17 protein-coding genes are annotated in these 19,305 nt (G+C 72.2%); 12 read left to right on the plus strand and 5 right to left on the minus strand.

Features of this window, described 5'->3' with window-relative positions; all coding sequences use genetic code 11:
- The first annotated feature begins 567 nt into the window (after window positions 1-567).
- From ACFWBD_RS00595 to ACFWBD_RS00610, 4 genes are all read left to right on the plus strand, one after another.
- Window positions 568-783 carry a type A2 lantipeptide gene (locus tag ACFWBD_RS00595; RefSeq protein WP_385660586.1) on the plus strand — a complete coding sequence of 72 codons (216 nt, stop codon included), beginning with the start codon at window positions 568-570 and terminating at the stop codon, window positions 781-783.
- A gap of 86 nt (window positions 784-869) precedes the next feature.
- Window positions 870-1,676 carry an HlyD family efflux transporter periplasmic adaptor subunit gene (locus ACFWBD_RS00600; RefSeq protein ID WP_385660589.1) on the plus strand — a complete coding sequence of 269 codons (807 nt, stop codon included), beginning with the start codon at window positions 870-872 and terminating at the stop codon, window positions 1,674-1,676.
- The gene (locus ACFWBD_RS00605; protein WP_385660591.1) at window positions 1,673-3,895 is read left to right on the plus strand and encodes an NHLP family bacteriocin export ABC transporter peptidase/permease/ATPase subunit; all 2,223 of its coding nucleotides are present in this window, start codon (window positions 1,673-1,675) and stop codon (window positions 3,893-3,895) included. The genes ACFWBD_RS00600 and ACFWBD_RS00605 overlap by 4 nt, the downstream gene beginning before the upstream one ends.
- Window position 3,896: 1 nt before the next feature.
- Entirely contained in the window at window positions 3,897-6,740 is a 2,844-nt protein-coding gene (locus ACFWBD_RS00610) for an NHLP bacteriocin export ABC transporter permease/ATPase subunit (protein WP_385660594.1), read from the plus strand.
- A gap of 108 nt (window positions 6,741-6,848) precedes the next feature.
- Here the strand turns inward: ACFWBD_RS00610 and ACFWBD_RS00615 are convergent, their stop codons facing one another.
- Window positions 6,849-7,103 (minus strand): alpha/beta fold hydrolase, encoded by a 255-nt coding sequence (locus tag ACFWBD_RS00615; protein ID WP_385660596.1) that lies wholly within the window; start codon window positions 7,101-7,103, stop codon window positions 6,849-6,851.
- 118 nt (window positions 7,104-7,221) lie between these two features.
- On the opposite strand from ACFWBD_RS00615, the gene ACFWBD_RS00620 reads away from it, so the two are divergent.
- The 5 genes from ACFWBD_RS00620 (at window position 7,222) to ACFWBD_RS00640 (ending at window position 11,914) form a co-directional block, all read left to right on the plus strand.
- A complete protein-coding gene (locus ACFWBD_RS00620) occupies window positions 7,222-8,724 on the plus strand; it encodes an MFS transporter (RefSeq protein WP_385660598.1) in 1,503 nt (500 codons plus the stop codon).
- A 139-nt stretch (window positions 8,725-8,863) separates the two neighbouring features.
- Window positions 8,864-9,877, plus strand: coding sequence for a Ppx/GppA family phosphatase (locus ACFWBD_RS00625; RefSeq protein WP_385660601.1), 1,014 nt, complete (start codon window positions 8,864-8,866; stop codon window positions 9,875-9,877).
- Window positions 9,878-10,044: 167 nt separating this feature from the next.
- Window positions 10,045-11,061, plus strand: a complete 1,017-nt coding sequence (locus ACFWBD_RS00630) for an iron-containing redox enzyme family protein (RefSeq protein ID WP_385660604.1) — start codon at window positions 10,045-10,047, stop codon at window positions 11,059-11,061.
- Between the two features lie 45 nt (window positions 11,062-11,106).
- Window positions 11,107-11,736 (plus strand): HemK2/MTQ2 family protein methyltransferase, encoded by a 630-nt coding sequence (locus tag ACFWBD_RS00635; RefSeq protein ID WP_385660607.1) that lies wholly within the window; start codon window positions 11,107-11,109, stop codon window positions 11,734-11,736.
- Complete coding sequence (locus tag ACFWBD_RS00640) at window positions 11,717-11,914, plus strand: CDGSH iron-sulfur domain-containing protein (protein ID WP_062643333.1); 198 nt, start codon at window positions 11,717-11,719, stop codon at window positions 11,912-11,914. The genes ACFWBD_RS00635 and ACFWBD_RS00640 overlap by 20 nt, the downstream gene beginning before the upstream one ends.
- A gap of 167 nt (window positions 11,915-12,081) precedes the next feature.
- On the opposite strand, the gene ACFWBD_RS00645 is transcribed toward ACFWBD_RS00640, so the two are convergent.
- Window positions 12,082-12,516: a protease inhibitor gene (locus tag ACFWBD_RS00645; protein WP_385660611.1), complete on the minus strand. Its 435-nt coding sequence runs from the start codon at window positions 12,514-12,516 to the stop codon at window positions 12,082-12,084.
- A 357-nt stretch (window positions 12,517-12,873) separates the two neighbouring features.
- Here ACFWBD_RS00645 and ACFWBD_RS00650 point away from each other — a divergent pair, with 357 nt between their 5' ends.
- The 3 genes from ACFWBD_RS00650 (at window position 12,874) to ACFWBD_RS00660 (ending at window position 16,514) form a co-directional block, all read left to right on the plus strand.
- The gene (locus tag ACFWBD_RS00650; protein WP_385660612.1) at window positions 12,874-13,476 is read left to right on the plus strand and encodes a hypothetical protein; all 603 of its coding nucleotides are present in this window, start codon (window positions 12,874-12,876) and stop codon (window positions 13,474-13,476) included.
- Window positions 13,477-13,633: 157 nt separating this feature from the next.
- On the plus strand, window positions 13,634-15,250 hold the full coding sequence (locus tag ACFWBD_RS00655; protein WP_385660615.1) for a purine-cytosine permease family protein: 1,617 nt from the start codon (window positions 13,634-13,636) through the stop codon (window positions 15,248-15,250).
- A 94-nt stretch (window positions 15,251-15,344) separates the two neighbouring features.
- On the plus strand, window positions 15,345-16,514 hold the full coding sequence (locus ACFWBD_RS00660) for a lactate 2-monooxygenase (protein WP_385660617.1): 1,170 nt from the start codon (window positions 15,345-15,347) through the stop codon (window positions 16,512-16,514).
- A gap of 75 nt (window positions 16,515-16,589) precedes the next feature.
- Here ACFWBD_RS00660 and ACFWBD_RS00665 read toward each other — a convergent pair whose 3' ends face one another.
- The 3 genes from ACFWBD_RS00665 to ACFWBD_RS00675 form a co-directional block, all read right to left on the minus strand.
- Entirely contained in the window at window positions 16,590-18,221 is a 1,632-nt protein-coding gene (locus ACFWBD_RS00665; protein ID WP_385660620.1) for an RICIN domain-containing protein, read from the minus strand.
- 436 nt (window positions 18,222-18,657) lie between these two features.
- On the minus strand, window positions 18,658-19,035 hold the full coding sequence (locus tag ACFWBD_RS00670) for a toxin Doc (protein ID WP_385660623.1): 378 nt from the start codon (window positions 19,033-19,035) through the stop codon (window positions 18,658-18,660).
- A 3-nt stretch (window positions 19,036-19,038) separates the two neighbouring features.
- Window positions 19,039-19,284 carry a hypothetical protein gene (locus ACFWBD_RS00675; RefSeq protein ID WP_385660626.1) on the minus strand — a complete coding sequence of 82 codons (246 nt, stop codon included), beginning with the start codon at window positions 19,282-19,284 and terminating at the stop codon, window positions 19,039-19,041.
- Between the last annotated feature and the right edge of the window lie 21 nt (window positions 19,285-19,305).

Raw genomic sequence — 19,305 nt, forward strand, 5'->3', positions numbered from 1 at the left:
GGTGACCGATTCGGATGTCCTGAACCGAGCGGTAGGAACGCGGCCGGGCCCTCGAAAGCGGTTGCCGACCTGTGCGGCAGCTATGTGCTTCCCGGGTGGGCCACTCCCCGACCGGCACATCTCGTAGTCGGCCGATCACTCTCCGTTCAGAACGGGGGGCCGAATCCCCACTGCCGAGAATCTGCACATCGAATGCCCAAGCGGGTCACCGCGAGCAGGGGTTCTGCACAACCGCTCGGTGCTCGCCACACCTTTGGGGCGGGAGTGTCGGATTCGCCACGAGACCGCCGGACGCTCATCGGAGCAGTTCCCGCCCATGCTGTGAAGAAGTCGCCGACAAGCGGTGGGCGCGTCTGCACCGTTTCACGCTCCCGTGACACAAGTTCCCAGGTGAACGCCATGATTGATTGGCTGCGCCGACTGCGGACCTGCTTTGATCCATCGCACCGCAGGGTCATCGCGGTCTCCCGGAAACGGGTGCCCGGTGCCCGTGCTCGCGGCCGTCATCTGTCCCCAGAGGGGGCCGCTCCCCCCTTATGAGATATCCATGTGAAGGGAAGTTCCACCATGAACTCCACCCCCCAGGTTGAGACCGTCGAGATCTCCGACGCCGAGCTGGACAACGTCTCCGGCGGTCTGTCCCTCAACGCCGTCGGCACCGTCACCGGCCTGGTGGACGGCATTGCCCCGGTCTCCGGCCTGGTCAACACGGCCGTCGGCACCGTCGAGGGTGTCACCGGCCTGAACACGGCCCCGGTCACCGGCCTGGTCGCCGGTCTCTGACCGCACCTTTCGTGACCCCTTTGAGTCCCGGAGCCGTCACCCGGCTCCGGGACTCTTCGGCGCCCTGAAACTCCCGAGGTAGGCCCGTGCAGTTCCGCCAACAGGCCCTCGCCAAACTCCAGTCACCGGAGGAACTCGACCTGCCGGTGCGTTTCGCGCGCCCTCAGGGCTGGCTGGTGCTGTCCGTGACCGTGGCCGTCATGGCGGCCGCGTCCGTGTGGGCGGTGACCGGTTCGGTCGCCTCCACGGTGAGCGCGCCCGCCGTCCTCACCCACGGCGAGGGCAGTTACATCCTCCAGAGCCCCGCCGCGGGCCAGGTCACCGCGGTCCTCGCGAAGGAGGGCGCGCGGCTGCCCGCCGGCTCACCCGTGCTGAAGGTGCGTACGGCGCAGGGCGACGCCGTGGTGCGGACGGTCGCCGCGGGCCGGATCACCGCACTCGCCGCCACCATCGGGCAGATCATCTCCACCGGCGCGAACGTCGCCGCCGTCGAGAAGGTCGCCGACGCCGACGACCCGCTGTACGCCACCGTGTACGTCCCCGCGGAGAACGCCGCCTCCATCCCGTCGGGCGCTGCCGTCGACCTGACCGTGCAGACCGTTCCCTCGCAGGAGTACGGCGTGCTGCGCGGCCATGTGAAGTCGGTGGACCGTGCGGCCCAGTCGGCGCAGGCGATCGCCGCGTTCCTCGGCGACAGCCAGCTGGGCCGGCAGTTCACCGAGGACGGCCGTCCGGTGGCGGTCCTGGTCCGCCTGGACAGGTCCTCGGCGACGAAGAGCGGCTACCGGTGGTCGTCCGTGGACGGGCCGCCGTTCGCCCTCACCTCCATGACCATGGCCACGGGCTCGATCCGGCTGGCCGACCAGCGTCCCGTCGATTGGCTGCTCCCGTGACCACCACCGAGCAGCCGCGGACCCGGCGGCGTGCCGCGCCGCCCCGGCGCACGGTTCCCAAGAGCCGGACGAAGACCGTGCGCACGCCCACCGTGCTCCAGATGGAGGCCGTGGAGTGCGGGGCGGCCTCGCTTGCCATGGTCCTCGGGCACTACGGCCGGCACATCCCGCTGGAGGAGCTGCGCATCGCGTGCGGTGTCTCCCGTGACGGCTCGCGGGCGAGCAACCTGCTCAAGGCGGCCCGCAGTTACGGCCTCACGGCCAAGGGCATGCAGATGGACCTGGCGGCCCTCGCCGGGGTGAGGTCGCCCGCGATCCTCTTCTGGGAGTTCAACCACTACGTCGTCTACGAGGGCCTGGGCCGTCGCTTCGGCCGCCGGGGCGTGTACATCAACGACCCCGGCAAGGGCCGGCGTTTCGTGCCGATCGAGGACTTCGACGGCAGCTTCACCGGTGTCGTGCTGGTGCTGGAGCCGGGCGAGGACTTCGAGCGGGGCGGACGCAGACCGGGTGTGCTGGGCGCGATGCCGGCCCGGTTGCGCGGCACCGCGGGCACCCTGCCGGCGGCCGTGCTGGCGAGTCTGCTGCTGGTGGTGGTGGGCGCGGCCGTACCGGCGCTCAGCCGGACCTACATCGACATGTTCCTGATCGGACGGCAGACCTCGCTGCTGGGCGTGCTGTTCGTCTCGATGGGCACGTGCGTGGCCCTCACGGTGGCCCTGACCTGGCTCCAGCAGGCCAACCTGCACCACGGCCGGATCATCTCCTCGACCCTCTCCAGCGCCCGCTTCCTCCGTCATCTGCTGCGGCTGCCGGTCACCTTCTTCTCCCAGCGCAGCCCGGCCGACCTGGTCCAGCGGCTCCAGTCGAACGACGCGGTCGCCGAGACGCTGGCCCGCGACCTGGCGTCGGCGGGCGTGGACGCGATCGTCGTCGTCCTGTACGCCGTCCTCCTCTACACCTACGACCCGCAGCTGACGTTCGTCGGAATCGGTGTGGCGCTGCTGAACATCGTCGCGATGCGGATCGTCATCCGGCTGCGCGCGACCCGGACGGCGAAGCTGCGCGCGGACAACGCCCGGCTCACCAACACGGCCTACTCCGGCCTGCAGTTGATCGAGACGATGAAGGCGACCGGCGGCGAGGAGGGGTACTTCCGCAAATGGGCCGGTCAGCACGCCACCACGCTGGAGGAGCAGCAGCGGCTCGGGGTGCCGAGCGCCTGGCTGGGCGTGGTCGCGCCGACGCTCGCGACCCTCAACAGCGCGCTGATCCTGTGGATCGGCGGCATGCGGGCGATCGAGGGCCATATCTCGGTGGGTCTGCTGGTCGCCTTCCAGGCTCTGGTCACCCGCTTCACCGCCCCGCTGACCCGCCTCAACGGGGTCGCGGGCCGGATCCAGGACTTCGCGGCGGACGTGGCCCGGCTGAAGGACGTGGAGAACTTCCGAGCCGACCCGCTCTACGACCGCCGCTCCGGCGCCGACTCCACACGCCGGCTGCGCGGCCATGTCGAGCTGGAGAACATCACCTTCGGCTACAGCCCGCTGGACAAGCCGCTGCTGACGGGCTTCGACCTGACCGTCGGACCGGGTCAGCAGGTGGCGCTGGTCGGCGGCTCGGGCAGCGGCAAGTCGACGGTGTCCCGGCTGATCTCGGGCCTGTACACGCCCTGGGAGGGCGTGATCCGCGTCGACGGGCAGCGTCTGGAGGACATTCCGCGCGGGGCGCTCGCCTCCTCGGTGTCCTTCGTCGACCAGGAGGTGTTCCTCTTCGAGGGCTCGGTGCGGGACAACGTGGCGCTGTGGGACCCGTCGATCCCGGACGACGCCGTCGTCGACGCGCTCAGGGACGCGGCACTCCACGACACGGTCATGCGGCGGCCCGGCGGCATCCACAGCAGGGTCGAGCAGGACGGCCGCAACTTCTCCGGCGGTCAGCGCCAGCGCCTGGAGATCGCGCGGGCGTTGGTGCGCCGGCCCAGCATCCTCGTGCTGGACGAGGTGACCAGCGCGCTGGACGCGGAGACCGAGCAGGTCGTGATGGACAACCTGCGCCGGCGCGGCTGCGCCTGCGTGGTGATCGCCCACCGGCTCAGCACCGTGCGCGACAGCGACGAGATCGTCGTACTCCAGCACGGCACGGTCGTGGAACGCGGGCGGCACGAGGAACTGGTGGCGCGCGGCGGCTCGTACGCGGCGCTGGTCAGGGAGCGATGAGATGACTGCCGAATCCGAGGGCGACGTCGTCCTCGCCGCGCTGGGGCAGCTGGGCGCGCGGATCGACTGCGCGGGCCTCGGCCGCCTCGACCTGGAGGGGCCGCAGGTGCTGTGGCTGGTCGCGTCGGGCGCGCTGGACCTGTTCGCGGTGGACGCCGAAGAGCAGGGCCACTGGCACCACCTGGGCCGGCTGGAGGCGGGCGCCCTGCTGCTCGGTCCGGTCACCGGGCCCCACCACACCCTCGTCGCGCGCCCGCTCCGCGACTGCGTGGTGCACCGCGTCGGGCTGCGTGAGCTGTACCAGCCCGCGAACACCCAGACCTGGTCCTACGACGCGTACGGCAACCCCCAGTACGTGCCGCCGACTTCGAGCCCCCTGGAGTACGCGCTCGCCCTCGGCGCCGGCCGCGGTCTGTCGATCCTCTTCCAGGCGCCGATGGCCACCGAGCGGGCGGCGGAGGTCCAGGACGACGACGTCTTCTGGATGCAGGTGCCGCCGGGCAGCGTGCAGTACGGCTCGTTGTACGGCGCGGAGGCGGCCGCCGACCTGCTGATGGACCCTGCGGTGTGGCAGAGCATGGTCGACCAGCAGTACCGGCTGCTGACCACGCTGGACCGCTGGATCGAGCAGCTGGAGCACACCCACGAGACCCGCACGGCCGCCGGGATCAAGGCAGGCGAGGCGGTCCGCGCGCAGGCCGACCGGACGCTGCTCGCCTCGATCGGCAGGAGCGGCAGAGGTGACAGGAACGGCAGGAGCACGGACAGGCGCGCGACCGCCGCCGACGCCGACGCCACCTACGCGGCGTGCCTGCTCGTCGCCCGGGCCGCCGGGATCACCCTCGCCGAACCCGCGCAGATGGGCGCCGACAGCGACCGGCTGGACCCGGTGGAGCGGGTCGCACTCGCCTCACGGGTGCGCGCCCGGGCCGTACGCCTGGACGGCCGCTGGTGGCGGGACGACGTGGGGCCGCTGGTCGGGCACCGGGCCCTGTCCGGTGCGCCGGTGGCGCTGCTGTGGCGGCGCGGCGGCTATGTCGCCGTGCACCCCGCGACCGGGCGGGAGACCCCGGTGGAGAAGGCCAACGCGGAGGAGTTCGAGCCGCGGGCGGTCATGTTCTACCGTCCGCTGCCGGAGCAGGGCCCCGGCCCTCTCGGACTGTTGCGGTTCAGCATGCGGGGCACGGGCGGGGATCTGACGAACCTGCTGCTCAGCGGGCTGGTGACGGTGGTGATCGGGGCGCTGGTGCCGATCGCGACCGGCAAGGTGCTCGGCGAGTACGTGCCGAAGGCCCAGCAGGGTCTGATCGTGCAGGTGTGTCTGGCGGTGATGGTCAGCGGCGTGGTGGCGGCGGCGTTCACGCTGTTGCAGAACCTGACCATGCTGCGGCTGGAGGGCCGGATCGAGGCGACGCTCCAGCCGGCCGTGTGGGACCGGCTGCTCAGGCTGCCGACGAAGTTCTTCGCCGAGCGTTCGACGGGCGAGCTGGCGAGTGCCGCCATGGGCATCAGCGCGATCCGCCGGCTGCTGGCGGGACTCGGTCCGTCGGTCGCGCAGTCCGTCACCATCGGCGCGATGAACCTGGGGCTGCTGCTCTGGTACAGCGTGCCGATGGCCCTCGCCGCGGTCGGCATGCTGGTCGTCATCGCGTCCGTGTTCCTGGCGCTCGGGCTGTGGCAGGTGCGCTGGCAGCGGCGGCTCGTGGTGCTCTCCAACAAGCTCAACAACCAGGCCTTCCAGACCCTGCGGGGCCTGCCGAAGCTGCGGGTGGCGGCCGCCGAGAACTACGCGTACGCGGCCTGGGCCGCGCAGTTCGCGCGCAGCCGGGAACTCCAGCAGCGCCTCGGCCGGATCAAGAACCTCAGCACGGTGCTGGGTTCGGTGTATCTGCCGCTGTGCTCCCTGCTGATGTTCATGCTGCTGGCCGGTCCGGCTCGGGGCGCGCTGTCGGCGGCGGACTTCCTCACCTTCAACACCTCGATGACGATGCTGCTCACCTCGGTGACCTCGCTGACCGGTGCCTTCGTCTCGGCGGTGGCCGCGCTGCCGCTGTTCGAGGAGATCCGGCCGGTGCTGGAGGCGACGCCGGAGGTCCGCACGGCGAACACCCGCCCCGGCCCGCTGACCGGCGCGCTCGAGGCCCGCCGGCTCTCCTTCCGCTACTCCGACGACGGTCCCCTCGTCCTCGACGACGTCTCCTTCGAGGTGCGGCCGGGCGAGTTCGTGGCGGTCGTCGGCCCGAGCGGCTGCGGGAAGTCGACGCTTCTCCGGCTGCTCATCGGCTTCGACAAGCCGGTCTCGGGCAGTGTGCTGTACGACGGCCAGGATCTGGCGGCCCTCGACCAGTCGGCGGTCCGCCGGCAGTGCGGGGTGGTGCTCCAGCACGCCCAGCCGTTCACCGGCTCCCTGCTGGACGTCATCTGCGGCACCGAGGCCTACACGCCGGAGGAGGCGATGGCGGCCGCCGAGCTGGCCGGCCTCGCCGAGGACATCAAGCGCATGCCGATGGGACTGCACACGATCGTCTCGGGCAGCGGGTCGGTCTCGGGCGGCCAGCGTCAGCGCCTGATGATCGCCCAGGCGCTGATCCGCAGGCCGCGCATCCTGTTCTTCGACGAGGCGACCAGCGCCCTGGACAACGAGACCCAGCGCACGGTCATCGAGAGCACCCGCAAGCTCAACGCCAGCCGGGTCGTCATCGCGCACCGCCTGTCGACGGTGATGGACGCCGACCGGGTCGTGGTGATGGAGAACGGCAAGGTCGCGCAGCAGGGCCCGCCCGCCCAGCTTCTCGCGGACACCGGCGGACGGCTGCACGAGCTGGTGCGCCGGCAGCTGGCCTAGGCCGAGCCAGGGCCGGTCCCGGCTCCCGGGGCCCCCTCCCACAGCTCCGGTACCGGGGCGCCGTGCGGCGGCCGAGGACCGGGGCCCGGCGGCCGGTCTGGCCGTCGATCAGCGCGCGGGCGTCGGACGCCTGCTCGGCGAGACGCGTCGTCCGCAGTCGTCGCGGTCGGTAGGGCCCTCGCTGCGGGAGTTGCCGCGCCGGTCGTGGGTGATCACCGTGAAGGCGTCGGCGAGGTCCTCGGCCACGGCCGTGCGGTAGCCCGCGTCTCCCCCGGCCCCGCTGATCATCGGCAGCGCCGGGCCGCTGCCGCGCACCTCGCGGTACAGCCCCGTGCCGCCTACGTCGAACACGCCGCCGCGCATGTCCGGGCTCCCTCACTAACGAAACTTTGCCGTTTCGCTGAAACTGGTCTAACCTCGATGTGTACGAAACCGTTTCGTTTACGTGTTCCCTGCCCTCACGTCCCTGGAGTGGTTCCCCTTGTCCCCGAAGACCTTGACGGACGGCACCCGCACGGGCGCCGACCAGGGGCCGTCCGCAGCATCCGCCAAGAAGTGGTGGATCCTCGCCGTCGTCGCCCTGGCCCAGCTGATGGTGGTGCTGGACGCCACCATCGTGAACATCGCCCTGCCCTCCGCCCAGGCCGACCTCGGCTTCTCCGACGGCAACCGGCAGTGGATCGTCACCGCGTACGCGCTGGCGTTCGCCTCCCTGCTGCTGCTCGGCGGCCGGATAGCCGACCTCTTCGGCCGCAAGACGGCCTTCCTGATCGGCGTCGTCGGCTTCGCCGCCGTCTCGGCGCTCGGCGGCGCCGCGACCGACTTCGAGATGCTGGTCACCGCCCGCGCGCTGCAGGGAGCCTTCGGCGCGCTCCTCGCGCCCGCCGCGCTGTCGCTGCTCAACACCACGTTCACCGACGCCAAGGAACGCGCCAAGGCGTTCAGCGTCTACGGCGCCATCGCCGGCGCGGGCGGCGCGGTGGGCCTGCTGCTCGGCGGCATCCTGACCGACGCGCTCGACTGGCGCTGGACGCTCTACGTCAACGTGGCCATCGCCGTCGTCGCCTTCGCGGGCGGCTGGCTGCTGCTCTCCAACCACCGCGACGCCCAGAACTCCAAGCTGGACGTGCCGGGTACGGTCCTGGTCGCCGCCGGTCTGTTCTCCCTGGTGTACGGCTTCTCCAACGCGGAGACCCACGACTGGGACTCACCGCAGACCTGGGGCTTCCTGATCGCGGGCGGGGCGCTGCTCGCGGCCTTCACCTGGTGGCAGACCCGGGCCGCGCACCCGCTGCTGCCGCTGCGCATCCTCCTCGACCGCAACCGGGCGGCCTCGTTCCTGGCCGTGCTGATCTCCGGCGCCGGCATGTTCGGCGTGTTCCTCTTCCTCACGTACTACCTGCAGCTGAACCTGGGCTTCAGCCCGACCAGGACGGGTGTGGCGTTCCTGCCGATGGTCGGAGCGCTCATGGTGGCGGCGCAGATCGGCACCACGGCCCTGGTACCGCGCCTGGGCCCGAAGGCGGTCATCCCGCTGGGCTTCGCGATCGCCGCGGTGGGCATGGCCTGGCTGACCGGGATCGGCGTCGGCTCCCACTACCTGAGTGCGGTGCTGCCGCAACTCGTCATCACCGGTATCGGCCTCGGCCTGGTCATGCCGCCCGCCATGCAGATGGCCACCGGCGGGGTCGCCGCCGAGGACGCCGGCGTGGCCTCCGCCACGGTCAACGCCATGCAGCAGGTGGGCGGTTCGATCGGCACGGCCCTGCTGAACACCCTGGCGGCGAGCGCCGCCGCCGACTACCTCGTGGGGAAGAACCCGGCGAACGAACTGGTCCAGGCGCAGGCCACCATCGAGAGCTACACCACCGCCTTCCTGTGGTCGGCCGGCTTCTTCGCGGCGGGCGCGGTCATCGCCTTCCTGCTCTTCCGCCGCGGGGTTCCGCAGCAGGACGCGGACGCGGCACCGGTCGTCCACATGTGACGGGCCTTCGGCCAGAGCCGCAGAGCCGCAGAGCCGCACCAGGGAGAGGGGCCGCCGTCCGCGAGGGACGGCGGCCCCTTCGTGCCGCGTCACCGAGGTGCACGGCACGGAGATGTTTAAGCCTGGGTACTCGCGGTCCATGAGAATCAGCGTGCTGGATGTGGGGTCCAACACCGTGCGGCTGGTGGTGGCGGACGCGGCGGGCGGCGTCCCTCTGCCGGTGCACACGGCCAAGTGGCGGTTGCGGCTGGCCGAGCAGGTCGCCCCGGGCGACCCCATCCCGGACGAGGCCGTGGAACGGCTCGTCCGCGCGGTCGCCGCGGCGGCCAGGACCGCGGACCGGTGGGGTGCGGCGGGCCCGCTGGCCTTCGCGACCGCCGTGGTGCGCGCGGCCCCCAACCGGCGCGAGGTGCTGCGCGAGGTCCGGTCCAGGACCGGCGTCGCGCTGTGCACCCTGCCGGGCGAGGTGGAGGCCGAGCTGACGTTCCTCGGGGCCCGCCGCTGGATGGGCTGGCGCTGCGGCCCGCTCGCCCTGCTGGACATCGGCGGCGGTTCCTTCGAAGTGGCCTTCGGCCGGGGCCGGTTGCCGGACTTCGTGGCCTCGCTGCCGCTGGGGGCCGGCCGGCTCACCCACGACTTCTTCGCGGACCACGACCCGCCGCCCGCCGAGGCCCTCCGTGCGGCACGGCGCCGGATCCGTCACCAGCTCAGGGACGTGGCCGCCCGGGTCCGCTGGGAGGGTCCGCGTACGGCGGTGGCCACCTCCCGCACCTTCCAGCAGCTCGGCCGGCTGTGCGGGGCCGCCCCCGGACGGCACGGCCCCTTCATGGACCGCACCCTGCGCCGCGGCGACCTGCGCGAGGCCATCTCCACCCTGGCCGCGCTGCCCGCAGCCGAGCGCGCCCGGCTGCCCGGCATCTCCGCGCCGCGCGCGGCGCAGAGCCTGGCCGGCGCGGTGATCGGGCACACGGCGATGAAGCTGACCGGGCTGACCTCGGTGACCGTCTGCCCGTGGGCGATCCGCGAGGGCGTCATGCTGCGGCACATGGAGGACGGCCCGGCCTGGTGGGCCGAGGTCACCCGGCTGGTCGACACCGAGGCGGACGCACCCCCGGAGCCGGTACCCCTGCGCCTCGCGCAACACGGCCCCTGACCTGCCCGAACGCCGACCGAGACCACTTCACGGCCTGGTGGGCGGGCATGGTTCGGCCGTGGTCCGGTCCGGCCGGGGTGAGTCGTCGGGGCCGTCGGATGCGGAGTGTCGCTCCGCGTGATCCGTGCCCGGAGGGTGGCCCGGTGCCCGCTGGGTACCCGGCGCGTATGGCACACGACCCCCATGGACCACAGCTGCCGGTCGCCCGCGGCCCGGTGTCCGCGGCCGTCCGCGGATATCTGGCGGGCACCGATCCGCTTCCGGCGGCGGAGACGGTCGCCTCCGCGTCCGCGTACGGCGACGACCTCCAGCTGGCCCTGTACCTCTGCTACGAGCTGCACTACCGCGGTTTCGCGGGGGTGGCCCCTGACCGGGAGTGGGATCCCGGCCTGCTGCGGGTGCGGGCCGCGCTGGAGCACCGCTTTCTGACCGCCCTGCGCGAGGACACACCGGCCCACGACTCCGTCGAGGACGCCCTCGCCGAGCTGCTCGTCGAGCCGGTGGAGGGCTCGGGCGTCAGCCATTTCCTCGCGGCCGAGGGCGAGTTGTGGCAGGTGCGCGAGTACGCGGCCCAGCGGTCCCTGTACCACCTCAAGGAGGCGGACCCGCACGCGTGGGTGCTGCCGAGGCTGTGGGGCCGGGCCAAGGCGGCGATGGCGGCGGTGGAATTCGACGAGTGGGGCGGCGGCCGCCCCGACCGCGTCCACGCACGGCTGTTCGCGGACCTGATGACGGACCTGGGCCTCGACACCACCTACGGCCGCTATCTGGACGCCGCGTGCGCCGAGACGCTGGCCACGGTCAACATGATGTCCCTCTTCGGCCTGCACCGGGCTCTCAGGGGCGCGCTCGTGGGCCACTTCGCGGCGGTCGAGATCACCTCCTCGCCCGGTTCCCGGCGGCTCGCGCAGGCGATGCGCCGCGTGGAGGCCGGGCCCGCCGCCGAGCACTTCTACGACGAGCACGTCGAGGCCGACGCGGTGCACGAGCAGGTGGTGCGCCACGACGTCATCGGCGGTCTGCTGGAGGAGGAACCGCACCTGGCCCCCGACATCACCTTCGGCCTCGACGCCACCGGGTATCTGGAGGACCGCCTCGCCGCCCGCCTGCTCAGCGCCTGGCGCGCGGGAGAGTCCTCGGTGCGTGCCCCACTCACCGAACCGGAAAAAGCCCATATTTCCTGATTGTCGGGGTACTTGGTCGGCGTGAATCCTCTCGCACTCCCGGGCGTGTACGCCCCTCAGGAGGACACCGCCCTGCTGGCCGGGGCCCTGTCCGAAGAACCGTTGCTCCCGGGCGCCGACGTCCTCGACGTGGGGACCGGCAGCGGCGCGCTGGCTCTGGAGGCCGCACGGCGCGGCACGCGGGTCACCGCGGTCGACGTGTCCTGGCGCGCGGTGTACTCCGCCCGCCTCAACGCCTGGCGGGAACGACTGCCGGTGCGTGTACACCGCGGCAATCTCTTCGCCCCGGTGCACGGACAGTCCTTCGACCTGATCCTGACCAACCCGCCCTACGTGCCCGCCCCGGCCGGCGACCGTGCGGGCCGCGGGACGGCCCGGGCCTGGGACGGCGGCGGTGACGGAAGGCTCGTGCTGGACCGGATCTGCCTGGAGGCGCCCCTGCTGCTGCGGCCCGGCGGAGTGCTGTTGATGGTCCACTCCGCGCTCAGCGACCCCGCGAGCACCCTGACGGCGCTGCGCGCGTCGGGCCTGAAGGCGTCCGTGACGCGACGCCGCCGTATCCCCTTCGGCCCGGTCCTGCGGGAGCGCAGGGACTGGCTGCGGGAGCGGGGCCTGCTGTCCGCCGACGACGAGAACGAGGAACTGGTGGTCGTCCGTGCCGAACTCCCCTGCTGACAGGCCCTGCCGGATCAGCGTCCAGCGCCGGGGCCCGCTGCTCGTGGAGGGGCCGGTCGAGGTGGAACTGGAGGACGGCAGCACCGTCACCTCCGACCGTTTCCGGGTCGCCCTGTGCACCTGCCGGCGCAGCCGCCGCTATCCCTGGTGCGACACCAGCCACCGGGAGCGGTCCTAGGCCGTCCGCGTGCCCTTCCGCCCACACATGCACCGGAGACCGGCGGGCAGCCCCACACTGCCCGTCCGGCCTCCGGGTACGGAATCGCGCTGCTCCCGTGCCAGGGGCCCGCACTCCCCACCTCGCGAGCCTCTCTCGGCGTCCACGGGGACCACGCGATCCCGGTCTCAGAACGCGAAGAGGCTGCTCCCGGCAGCGTTCTTCACGCACTCGTTGGAGAAGGCGCGCTCGAAGGAGACGCGCCTGCCCTGCCATACGCCGTCGACGGTGACGACCACCGGGTCGTACTGCCTCGTACAGACGGCGTCACCCGGACCGGCCAGGGCGTCGAGGTCGCCGCCGGCGGCGCGCAGTTCGGCGCAGGCGAGGGCGGCCGCGGGATGGGTGCCGGAGGGCGTCGGGGCGCAGTTCAGGGTGACGGCCCGGGCCGCGTTGACGGTGGCGGCGTTCTCTCCGTGACCCACGGTCAGCACGAGGGCCGACGGGGCGTAGAGGGAGGTCGGCGCTGCGGCCGGGGCGGCGAGCGCGGACCCGGTGAGGGATCCGCAGACGGTGGCGGCCGTGAGGCCGAGGGTCGCTGCCCAGCGCGCGGTGTTCCGCATTGTGTGCATCCTTCCGCTCGATTCGGGGGTGTGCCGGTCCAACTCGGTCGGTGTCGAACCCGGCGAGCGTGAGTCTGCCGAGTCCGCCGCCGAATCTCACATCGACCCCATGGGTTTCAGTAACCTTGCGTATTGAAGCAGTGGCGAGAAGTAACGAAATTCGAACGTTCCAACGCCGAAAGCAAGCGCTTCTTGATCCCTTCGGTCGACGCGATGACCGGTTTCCATAGCTTCGTTAATCGGCCTGAAACATTCCGCTCACCCGCCCCGATCCCTCCGCGCACCCCTCCCTTCCGCTCTCGGCGGACTTCTTCTCGACCCCTTGTGTTCATCGACCAGCGGAGTAATCGTCATTACATGATTACGACCGAGCAGAAAGAGAAGCTGAGGGGCTGGTTCGCGGGTCGCCTGCCCGACGACCTCTTCGAGGAGCCGGCCGAGGTGACGGTCGACCGCGAGGAGATCACCGTGATCGGCCGCATCCCCGCGCCCCGGCTCACCGAGGACGCCCGACCCGCCGAGCGGGAGGCGGCGGTCACCGCCCGGATCCAGGAGTTCCGGGAGCGCACCCGGGAGACCCGGATCGCCATGGCCCGCGACGCCGAGCACCGGTTCCGGCGCAAGGTGTCCTGGGGTGTGGTGTGCGACGGGGAGCGCGCCCTGTTCACCCACGTGGCCGCGCCCGTCATGACCCGGCTGCGGCAGCCCGAACGCCAGGTCCTCGACACCCTGATCGCCGCGGGCGTGGCCCGCAGCCGCAGCGACGCGCTCGCCTGGTGCGTGCGGCTGGTCCAGCGCCACACCGACGACTGGCTCACCGAACTGCGGGACTCCCTCGAACAGGTCCAGCGGGTGCGGGCCCAGGGACCGGACACGGGTCCCGACCCCGACGGCTCCGGCTCCGGCTCCGAACACGGAGAGGTGGCTGATTCGTCCACTCCCGACACGGAAGAAGGATGATTCATCCTCTGGTCGGGGTCTTGCCCCACGCCGTAGGTTCGGCAGACCCCGATCAGTGACGGCATCCGCCCGCGTCGCCCACCCCGCGACGGGACGGCCGCTCACCGTGCCGCGCCACCCCGCGCTCCACCGTCGACCGTCTGTTGCTGGAGCTCCCTTGACCCCGCCGTCCCCCGAACCCGCCCCGTCCGCGCCGTCGGCGTCTTCCCCGTCCCTCACCGAGGTCGAGTCCCACGGCGTGGACCGCATCCCGGACGCCGAGCGCACCGCGACGCCCCTCGACCTGTTCCGGCTCGCCTTCGGCGGCGCGAACACCTTCTCCACCTGCGTGCTCGGCGCCTTCCCGATCCTCTTCGGCCTGTCCTTCTGGCAGGGTCTCGCCGCCACCCTCCTCGGGGTGGTCGTGGGCGCGCTGATCCTGTGCCCGATGGCGGTGTTCGGGCCGGTCAACGGCACCAACAACGCCGTCTCCTCCTCCGCGCACCTCGGTGTGCACGGCCGCGTGGTCGGCTCGTTCCTCTCCCTGCTTACGGCGATCGCGTTCTTCTCGATCTCGGTGTGGAGCTCCGGCGACGCCCTGGTCGGCGGCGCGCACCGGCTCTTCGGCCTCCCCCGCGGCGATCTGACGTACGCCGTCGCCTACGCGTTGTTCGCCGGGCTGGTGCTCGCGGTCTGTGTATACGGCTTCCGGTTCATGCTGTTCGTCAACAAGGTCGCGGTCGCCTCGGCCACGGTGCTGTTCCTCCTCGGCGCGATCGCCTTCGCCGGCGACTTCGACGCGTCGTACGCGGGCGTCTTCACGGACTCCGCGGACGCGGCCACCGACGCGCTGTTCTGGCCGTCCTTCTTCGGCGCGGCGCTGATCGTGCTGTCCAACCCGGTGTCGTTCGGAGCGTTCCTCGGCGACTGGTCGCGCTACATCCCGGCCGCGACCCCACGCCGCAGGGTGGTCGGCGCCGCGTTCCTGTCGCAGATCGCCACCCTGCTGCCGTTCGTCTTCGGCCTCGCGACGGCGAGCATCATCGCGTCGAAGGCCCCGGAGTACGTCGACCCGGCCGCGCCCGACTTCGTGGGCGGGCTGCTGGCGATCTCACCGACCTGGTTCTTCCTGCCGGTGTGTCTGCTCGCCCTGATCGGCGGGATGTCCACGGGCACGACCTCGCTCTACGGCACCGGTCTGGACTTCTCGTCGGTGTTCCCGCGGCTGTCGCGGGTGCGGGCGACCGTGCTGGTCGGTCTGCTGTCGATCGTGTTCATCTTCGTCGGCCGGTTCGGCCTGGACCTCGTCCAGTCCATCTCGACGTTCGCCACGATGATCATCACGTGCACGACGCCGTGGATGGTCGTGATGATGCTGGGCTTCTGGACCCGGCGCGGCTGGTACGACCCCGAGGCCCTCCAGGTCTTCAACCGCCGTCAGCGCGGCGGGCGTTACTGGTTCGCGCACGGCTGGAACTGGCGCGGCATGACCGCCTGGTGGGTGTCGGCGCTGCTCGGTGTGCTGTTCACCAACATCCCGGGCCAGTTCGTCGGCCCGCTGGGTGATCTCGCGAACGGCATCGACATCGGTCTGCCGCTGTCCCTGGCCGTCGCCACCGTGCTCTACCTGGCGTTGCTGCGGCTCTTCCCCGAGCCCCGGGCGGTGTACGGGCCCGAGGGGGCGCGGCTGGCCAGGACCGTGGAGGCGCCGGTGCCGCCGATCACCGGTCCTGGCACGGACGCCGGCGAACTCGCCGCCGTACCGTCCGGGTCGGCCGTCGACCGAACCGCCTGACCGCCCGACCGCCCCCCACCGACCCGCCGGTATGGTCGCCCTGCGACGGCGTGACGACGATCGACCACGGGACGGCGAGAGGCGGGACGTACGGATGGCGAAGCACTGGGCGGACTTCCAGTACGAGATCTATCTCAACGGCATGACGGGCGCGGTCCCCCGGCTGCCCACCGACCTGACCCGGCTCGAGGAGCTCACCGAGCAGCGCCTCGGGCCCGGTCCGGTCGGCTATGTGGCGGGCAGCGCGGGGGACGGCAGCACTGCGCGGGCGAACCGTGCGGCCCTGGAGCGTCGCCGGATCGTGCCGCGCATGCTGCGGGACGTGCACGAGCGGGACCTGTCGGTCGAGGTGCTGGGCCGCGCCCTGCCCGCGCCGCTCGCTCTCGCGCCGGTCGGGGTGCTGTCGATCATGCATCCGGAGGCCGAGTCCGCGGCGGCCCGGGCGGCGGCCGCGCGGGGGGTGCCGTTCATCCTGTCGTCGGCGTCCAGCACGCCGATCGAGCAGGTGGCCGAGGCGATGGGGGACGCCGAGCGCTGGTTCCAGCTGTACTGGTCCAAGGACCGCGAGGTGACCCGCAGTTTTCTCCGGCGGGCGCGGACGAGCGGGTTCACGGTGCTCGTCGTCACCCTGGACACCCCGCTCCTCGCATGGCGGCCCCGTGATCTCGACCAGGCCTATCTGCCGTTCCTGCACGGCGTGGGCACCGCCAACTACTTCACCGACCCGGCCTTCCTGGCGGGCCTGGCCAAGCCGGTCCACGAGGACCCGAACGCGGCCGTCCTGCACTTCGTCAGCCTGTTCGCCGACCCCGGCAAGACCTGGCCGGACCTGGCGTTCCTGCGGGAGAACTGGGACGGGCCGATCGTCCTCAAGGGTGTTCTGCACCCCGACGACGCCCGGCTGGCCGCCGACGCGGGGATGGACGGCGTGGTGGTCTCCAACCACGGGGGCCGGCAGGTCGCCGGTTCGGTCGCGGCCGCCGACGCGCTGCCCCGGGTGGCGCGGGCGGTCGGCGACCGGCTGACGGTGCTGTTCGACAGCGGGGTCCGCACCGGCGACGACGTCTTCAAGGCGCTCGCCCTCGGCGCGCGGGCGGTACTGCTGGGCCGTCCCTACGCCTACGGCCTCGGCCTGGACGGTCAGCCTGGCGTCGAGCACGTGATCCGCTGTCTGCTCGCCGAGTTCGACCTCACCCTGGCGCTGTCCGGCCACGCCGGCCCGGCGACCCTGAGCCCGGCGGACCTCGTCGAGGAGGCCGGGTGACGACGGGCGGGTGACCGCGCGGCCACCGGTCGCCGCCGTACTGCCGGACCGGCCGGGGGCGGGGTGCTTCGTGCCTCAGGCGGTGCCGTCCGCCAGGTCGACCGGCTGGGCCGACGCAGGCGCGTCCGTGCCGGTGACCGCGAGGGAACCGGGAGTGGCGGAGGCGACGTCGGTGAGCCAGCGCTGGCCGGTGGAGTGGTCGCGGACCTTCACGACCACATCCGCGCCCGGGTTCTCACCGGCCGGTGAGAGAGCGAGCGCGTCGTCCCAGCGGGGCAGCAACTCGCCCTGCACGGTGAGGTCGTAGCGGACGTCGTCCCCGCGGGCGTCGCTGTCGTCCACGCACGAGCCCAGGATGACCACCCCGGCGTCCGCGTGGGAGTCCACGCACAGACCGGGCCCGGCGACGCTGCGCAACTGCCCGTCGTCGTCGTACGACCACTGCTGGGTCGCGTCGGAGGAGCAGTCCGCCAGTTCGACGGAGGCGCCCGCCTTCGCCTCGCCCCGGACGTCCAGGCAGAGGTCGGCGGCGGCGTTGCGCAGCCTGGTCTGCAGTGGCGCGGTGGGCAGTTGGGCGGTACCCGGGGCGGTCGGCGAGGCGGTGGCGGCCTGCGAGTCGATGCCGGGGACGCTGCCGCTGGTGGAGGCGGCCGGGTCGGCGCCGCTGTCGTCCGACCACATGCCGGCGGCGAGCAGGGTGGTCAGCAGGCCCGCCGAGGCCAGGCCGACACCGGTGAACAGCGCGCGCGGTGAGCGTGACTCCCCCGACGACCGCCGGCGGGGCGAGGGGAGGCGCGAGAGCAGGTTGCCGCCTCTGCCGCGGGTGCCACGGCCGTGCCGGGCGGAGCCCTTGAGCCGTACGGTCTGCTGCTTGGCGCGGCCGGGGCGGGTGTCGTGGTAACGGCGGGCGCCCCAGCCGAGCACCGCCTCGGCGAGCAGCACGCCGAGGCCGCTCTCGAAGTGGCCGAGCTGTTCGGCGGCGGCCCGGCAGTAACGGCACTCGTCCAGGTGCTTGCGGACGTCCGGCAGGAGGTCGCCGCCGCGGCGGATCGGAACGTCGAGAAGCCGGTTGTAGAAACGGCAGTCCTTGCTCGGCGCGAGCTCCCGGTGGGCGCGGACCACACCCTCGCGCAGCTTGTCCCGGGCCTGCTCCAGCGCGGCGGCCACGGTGTCGGTGTCCATACCGAGCAGACCGGCGGCGACGGTGACCTGTTCGGCCTCGACCTCCACGTGCCACAGGACGCACCGGGCGACCGCGGGAAGGCCCTGGAACGAGCGTTCCGCCAGCACCCGGTTCTCCGGGGTCATGGACTTCGCGGCCCGCATCCCACGGGCGCCGGCCGGCTTGCGCAGCACCGGCAGCACGCCGGACAGTTCCTCGTCGGCTGACCACAGCCGGGCCATGTCCCGCACGGTCACCAGCAGTCGGGGCCGCAGCGCGGTCCCCGGCTCGCCCAGCTTCAGCCGGTCGAGGACCTGGTGGAAGGCGGCCGCGGTGACCATCGACGCGACGCTCCCGGAGGAGGCGAGGCAGATGACCGCGTACTCGTGCACCGGACGCCAGTGCCGGGCGATCAGCAGGGCGGTGGACTGGGCGACCTCGCCGTCCGCGCCGCCGCGTATTCCCGCGGCGAGCGACTCGTCGGATTCTCCGGGACCCCCGCCCGGCGGAGGGTAGGGCGGACGAGGAGGCTGAGGGCTGGGCACTGAGCGAATTCCTTTGGTACGTACCTGTTCGGTGCGGCAGGGAGCGTGAATTCGCCTCCGCCGACGAACGCAGGGGACCCGGCCATGACCCCCCGCACGGGCGGTTCACCTTTGCACAACTGAGTCGCGCACAACAAGGCGACGGCTGAAGCTGCGCCTTGTTGATGAAAAGTCGATAGCGGGGCCGCCGCACATCGGGCATCGCGCCTTTCGACGGCCCCTGCCGACCCGGCCGAAATCCGCCCTTGCGCCCCGTGTGAAACACGCGCACACAGTGGGGCGCCGCGCACGCTCCCGGCGCACCGGCCCGCGTAGTTGGCTGGAACCGGCCACTTCCTCGGAGGCCCCGCGCAGGACGGCGGCTCTCCTGCGCGAAACGGCCGCCGGCCTTGTTCCTCCCGCCCTCGGCCGGCGGCCCGAAACGCTTTGCGCATGGCTAGATCTGCCAGGACCGCAACCGGTCCGCCGCGCCGTAGACGTCCGTCTTCCCGTCCAGCAGATCGCGGGCGAGGTCGACGAGCGCGCCGTACGGCGGATCGATGCCGGCCCCGCTGGTGAACATGTACGCCACCGCCGTCGCGCAGGCGAAGCGGGCGTTGGCCGAGGGCAGGGGTTTGAGCAGGGTGAGGGTGTGCAGCAGCGCGGCGGCCCGCCAGGCCGGGTCGGAGTCCACGCCGAGCTTTGGCGGATCGACCCGGTGCCGGGCGACGGCGGCGACCAGCGCCGAGAAGTCGTTGACGGTGGGCTGCTCCGGCAGAACCTCTTCGTGGCGCTGGAGCAGCCAGGGCACGTCGATGTGGATGACGGAGGTCATCGGTCAGGCGACCCGCCCCTCGCCCCGCGCGGAGCGTTCGTCGTCGGGGAAGGCGGCGGCGAACTCGTCCGCGTGCGAGGCGAAGAACCTGCGGAAGGCCTCCGCGCCCTCCTGGAGCGCCCGGTGCCGCGCGATGTCGGCGGCGGCCGCCTCCCGCACGAGTGCCTTCATCGACGTACCGCGTTCCTTGGCGATCTGCCGCAGGTCCTCCAGCTCGCGATCGCTGAATTCCACATTGAGGGCTGGCATGCCTTTCACGGTACCGCGCGG

Source organism: Streptomyces sp. NPDC060002 (assembly GCF_042737245.1).
Classification (GTDB): Bacteria; Actinomycetota; Actinomycetes; order Streptomycetales; family Streptomycetaceae; genus Streptomyces.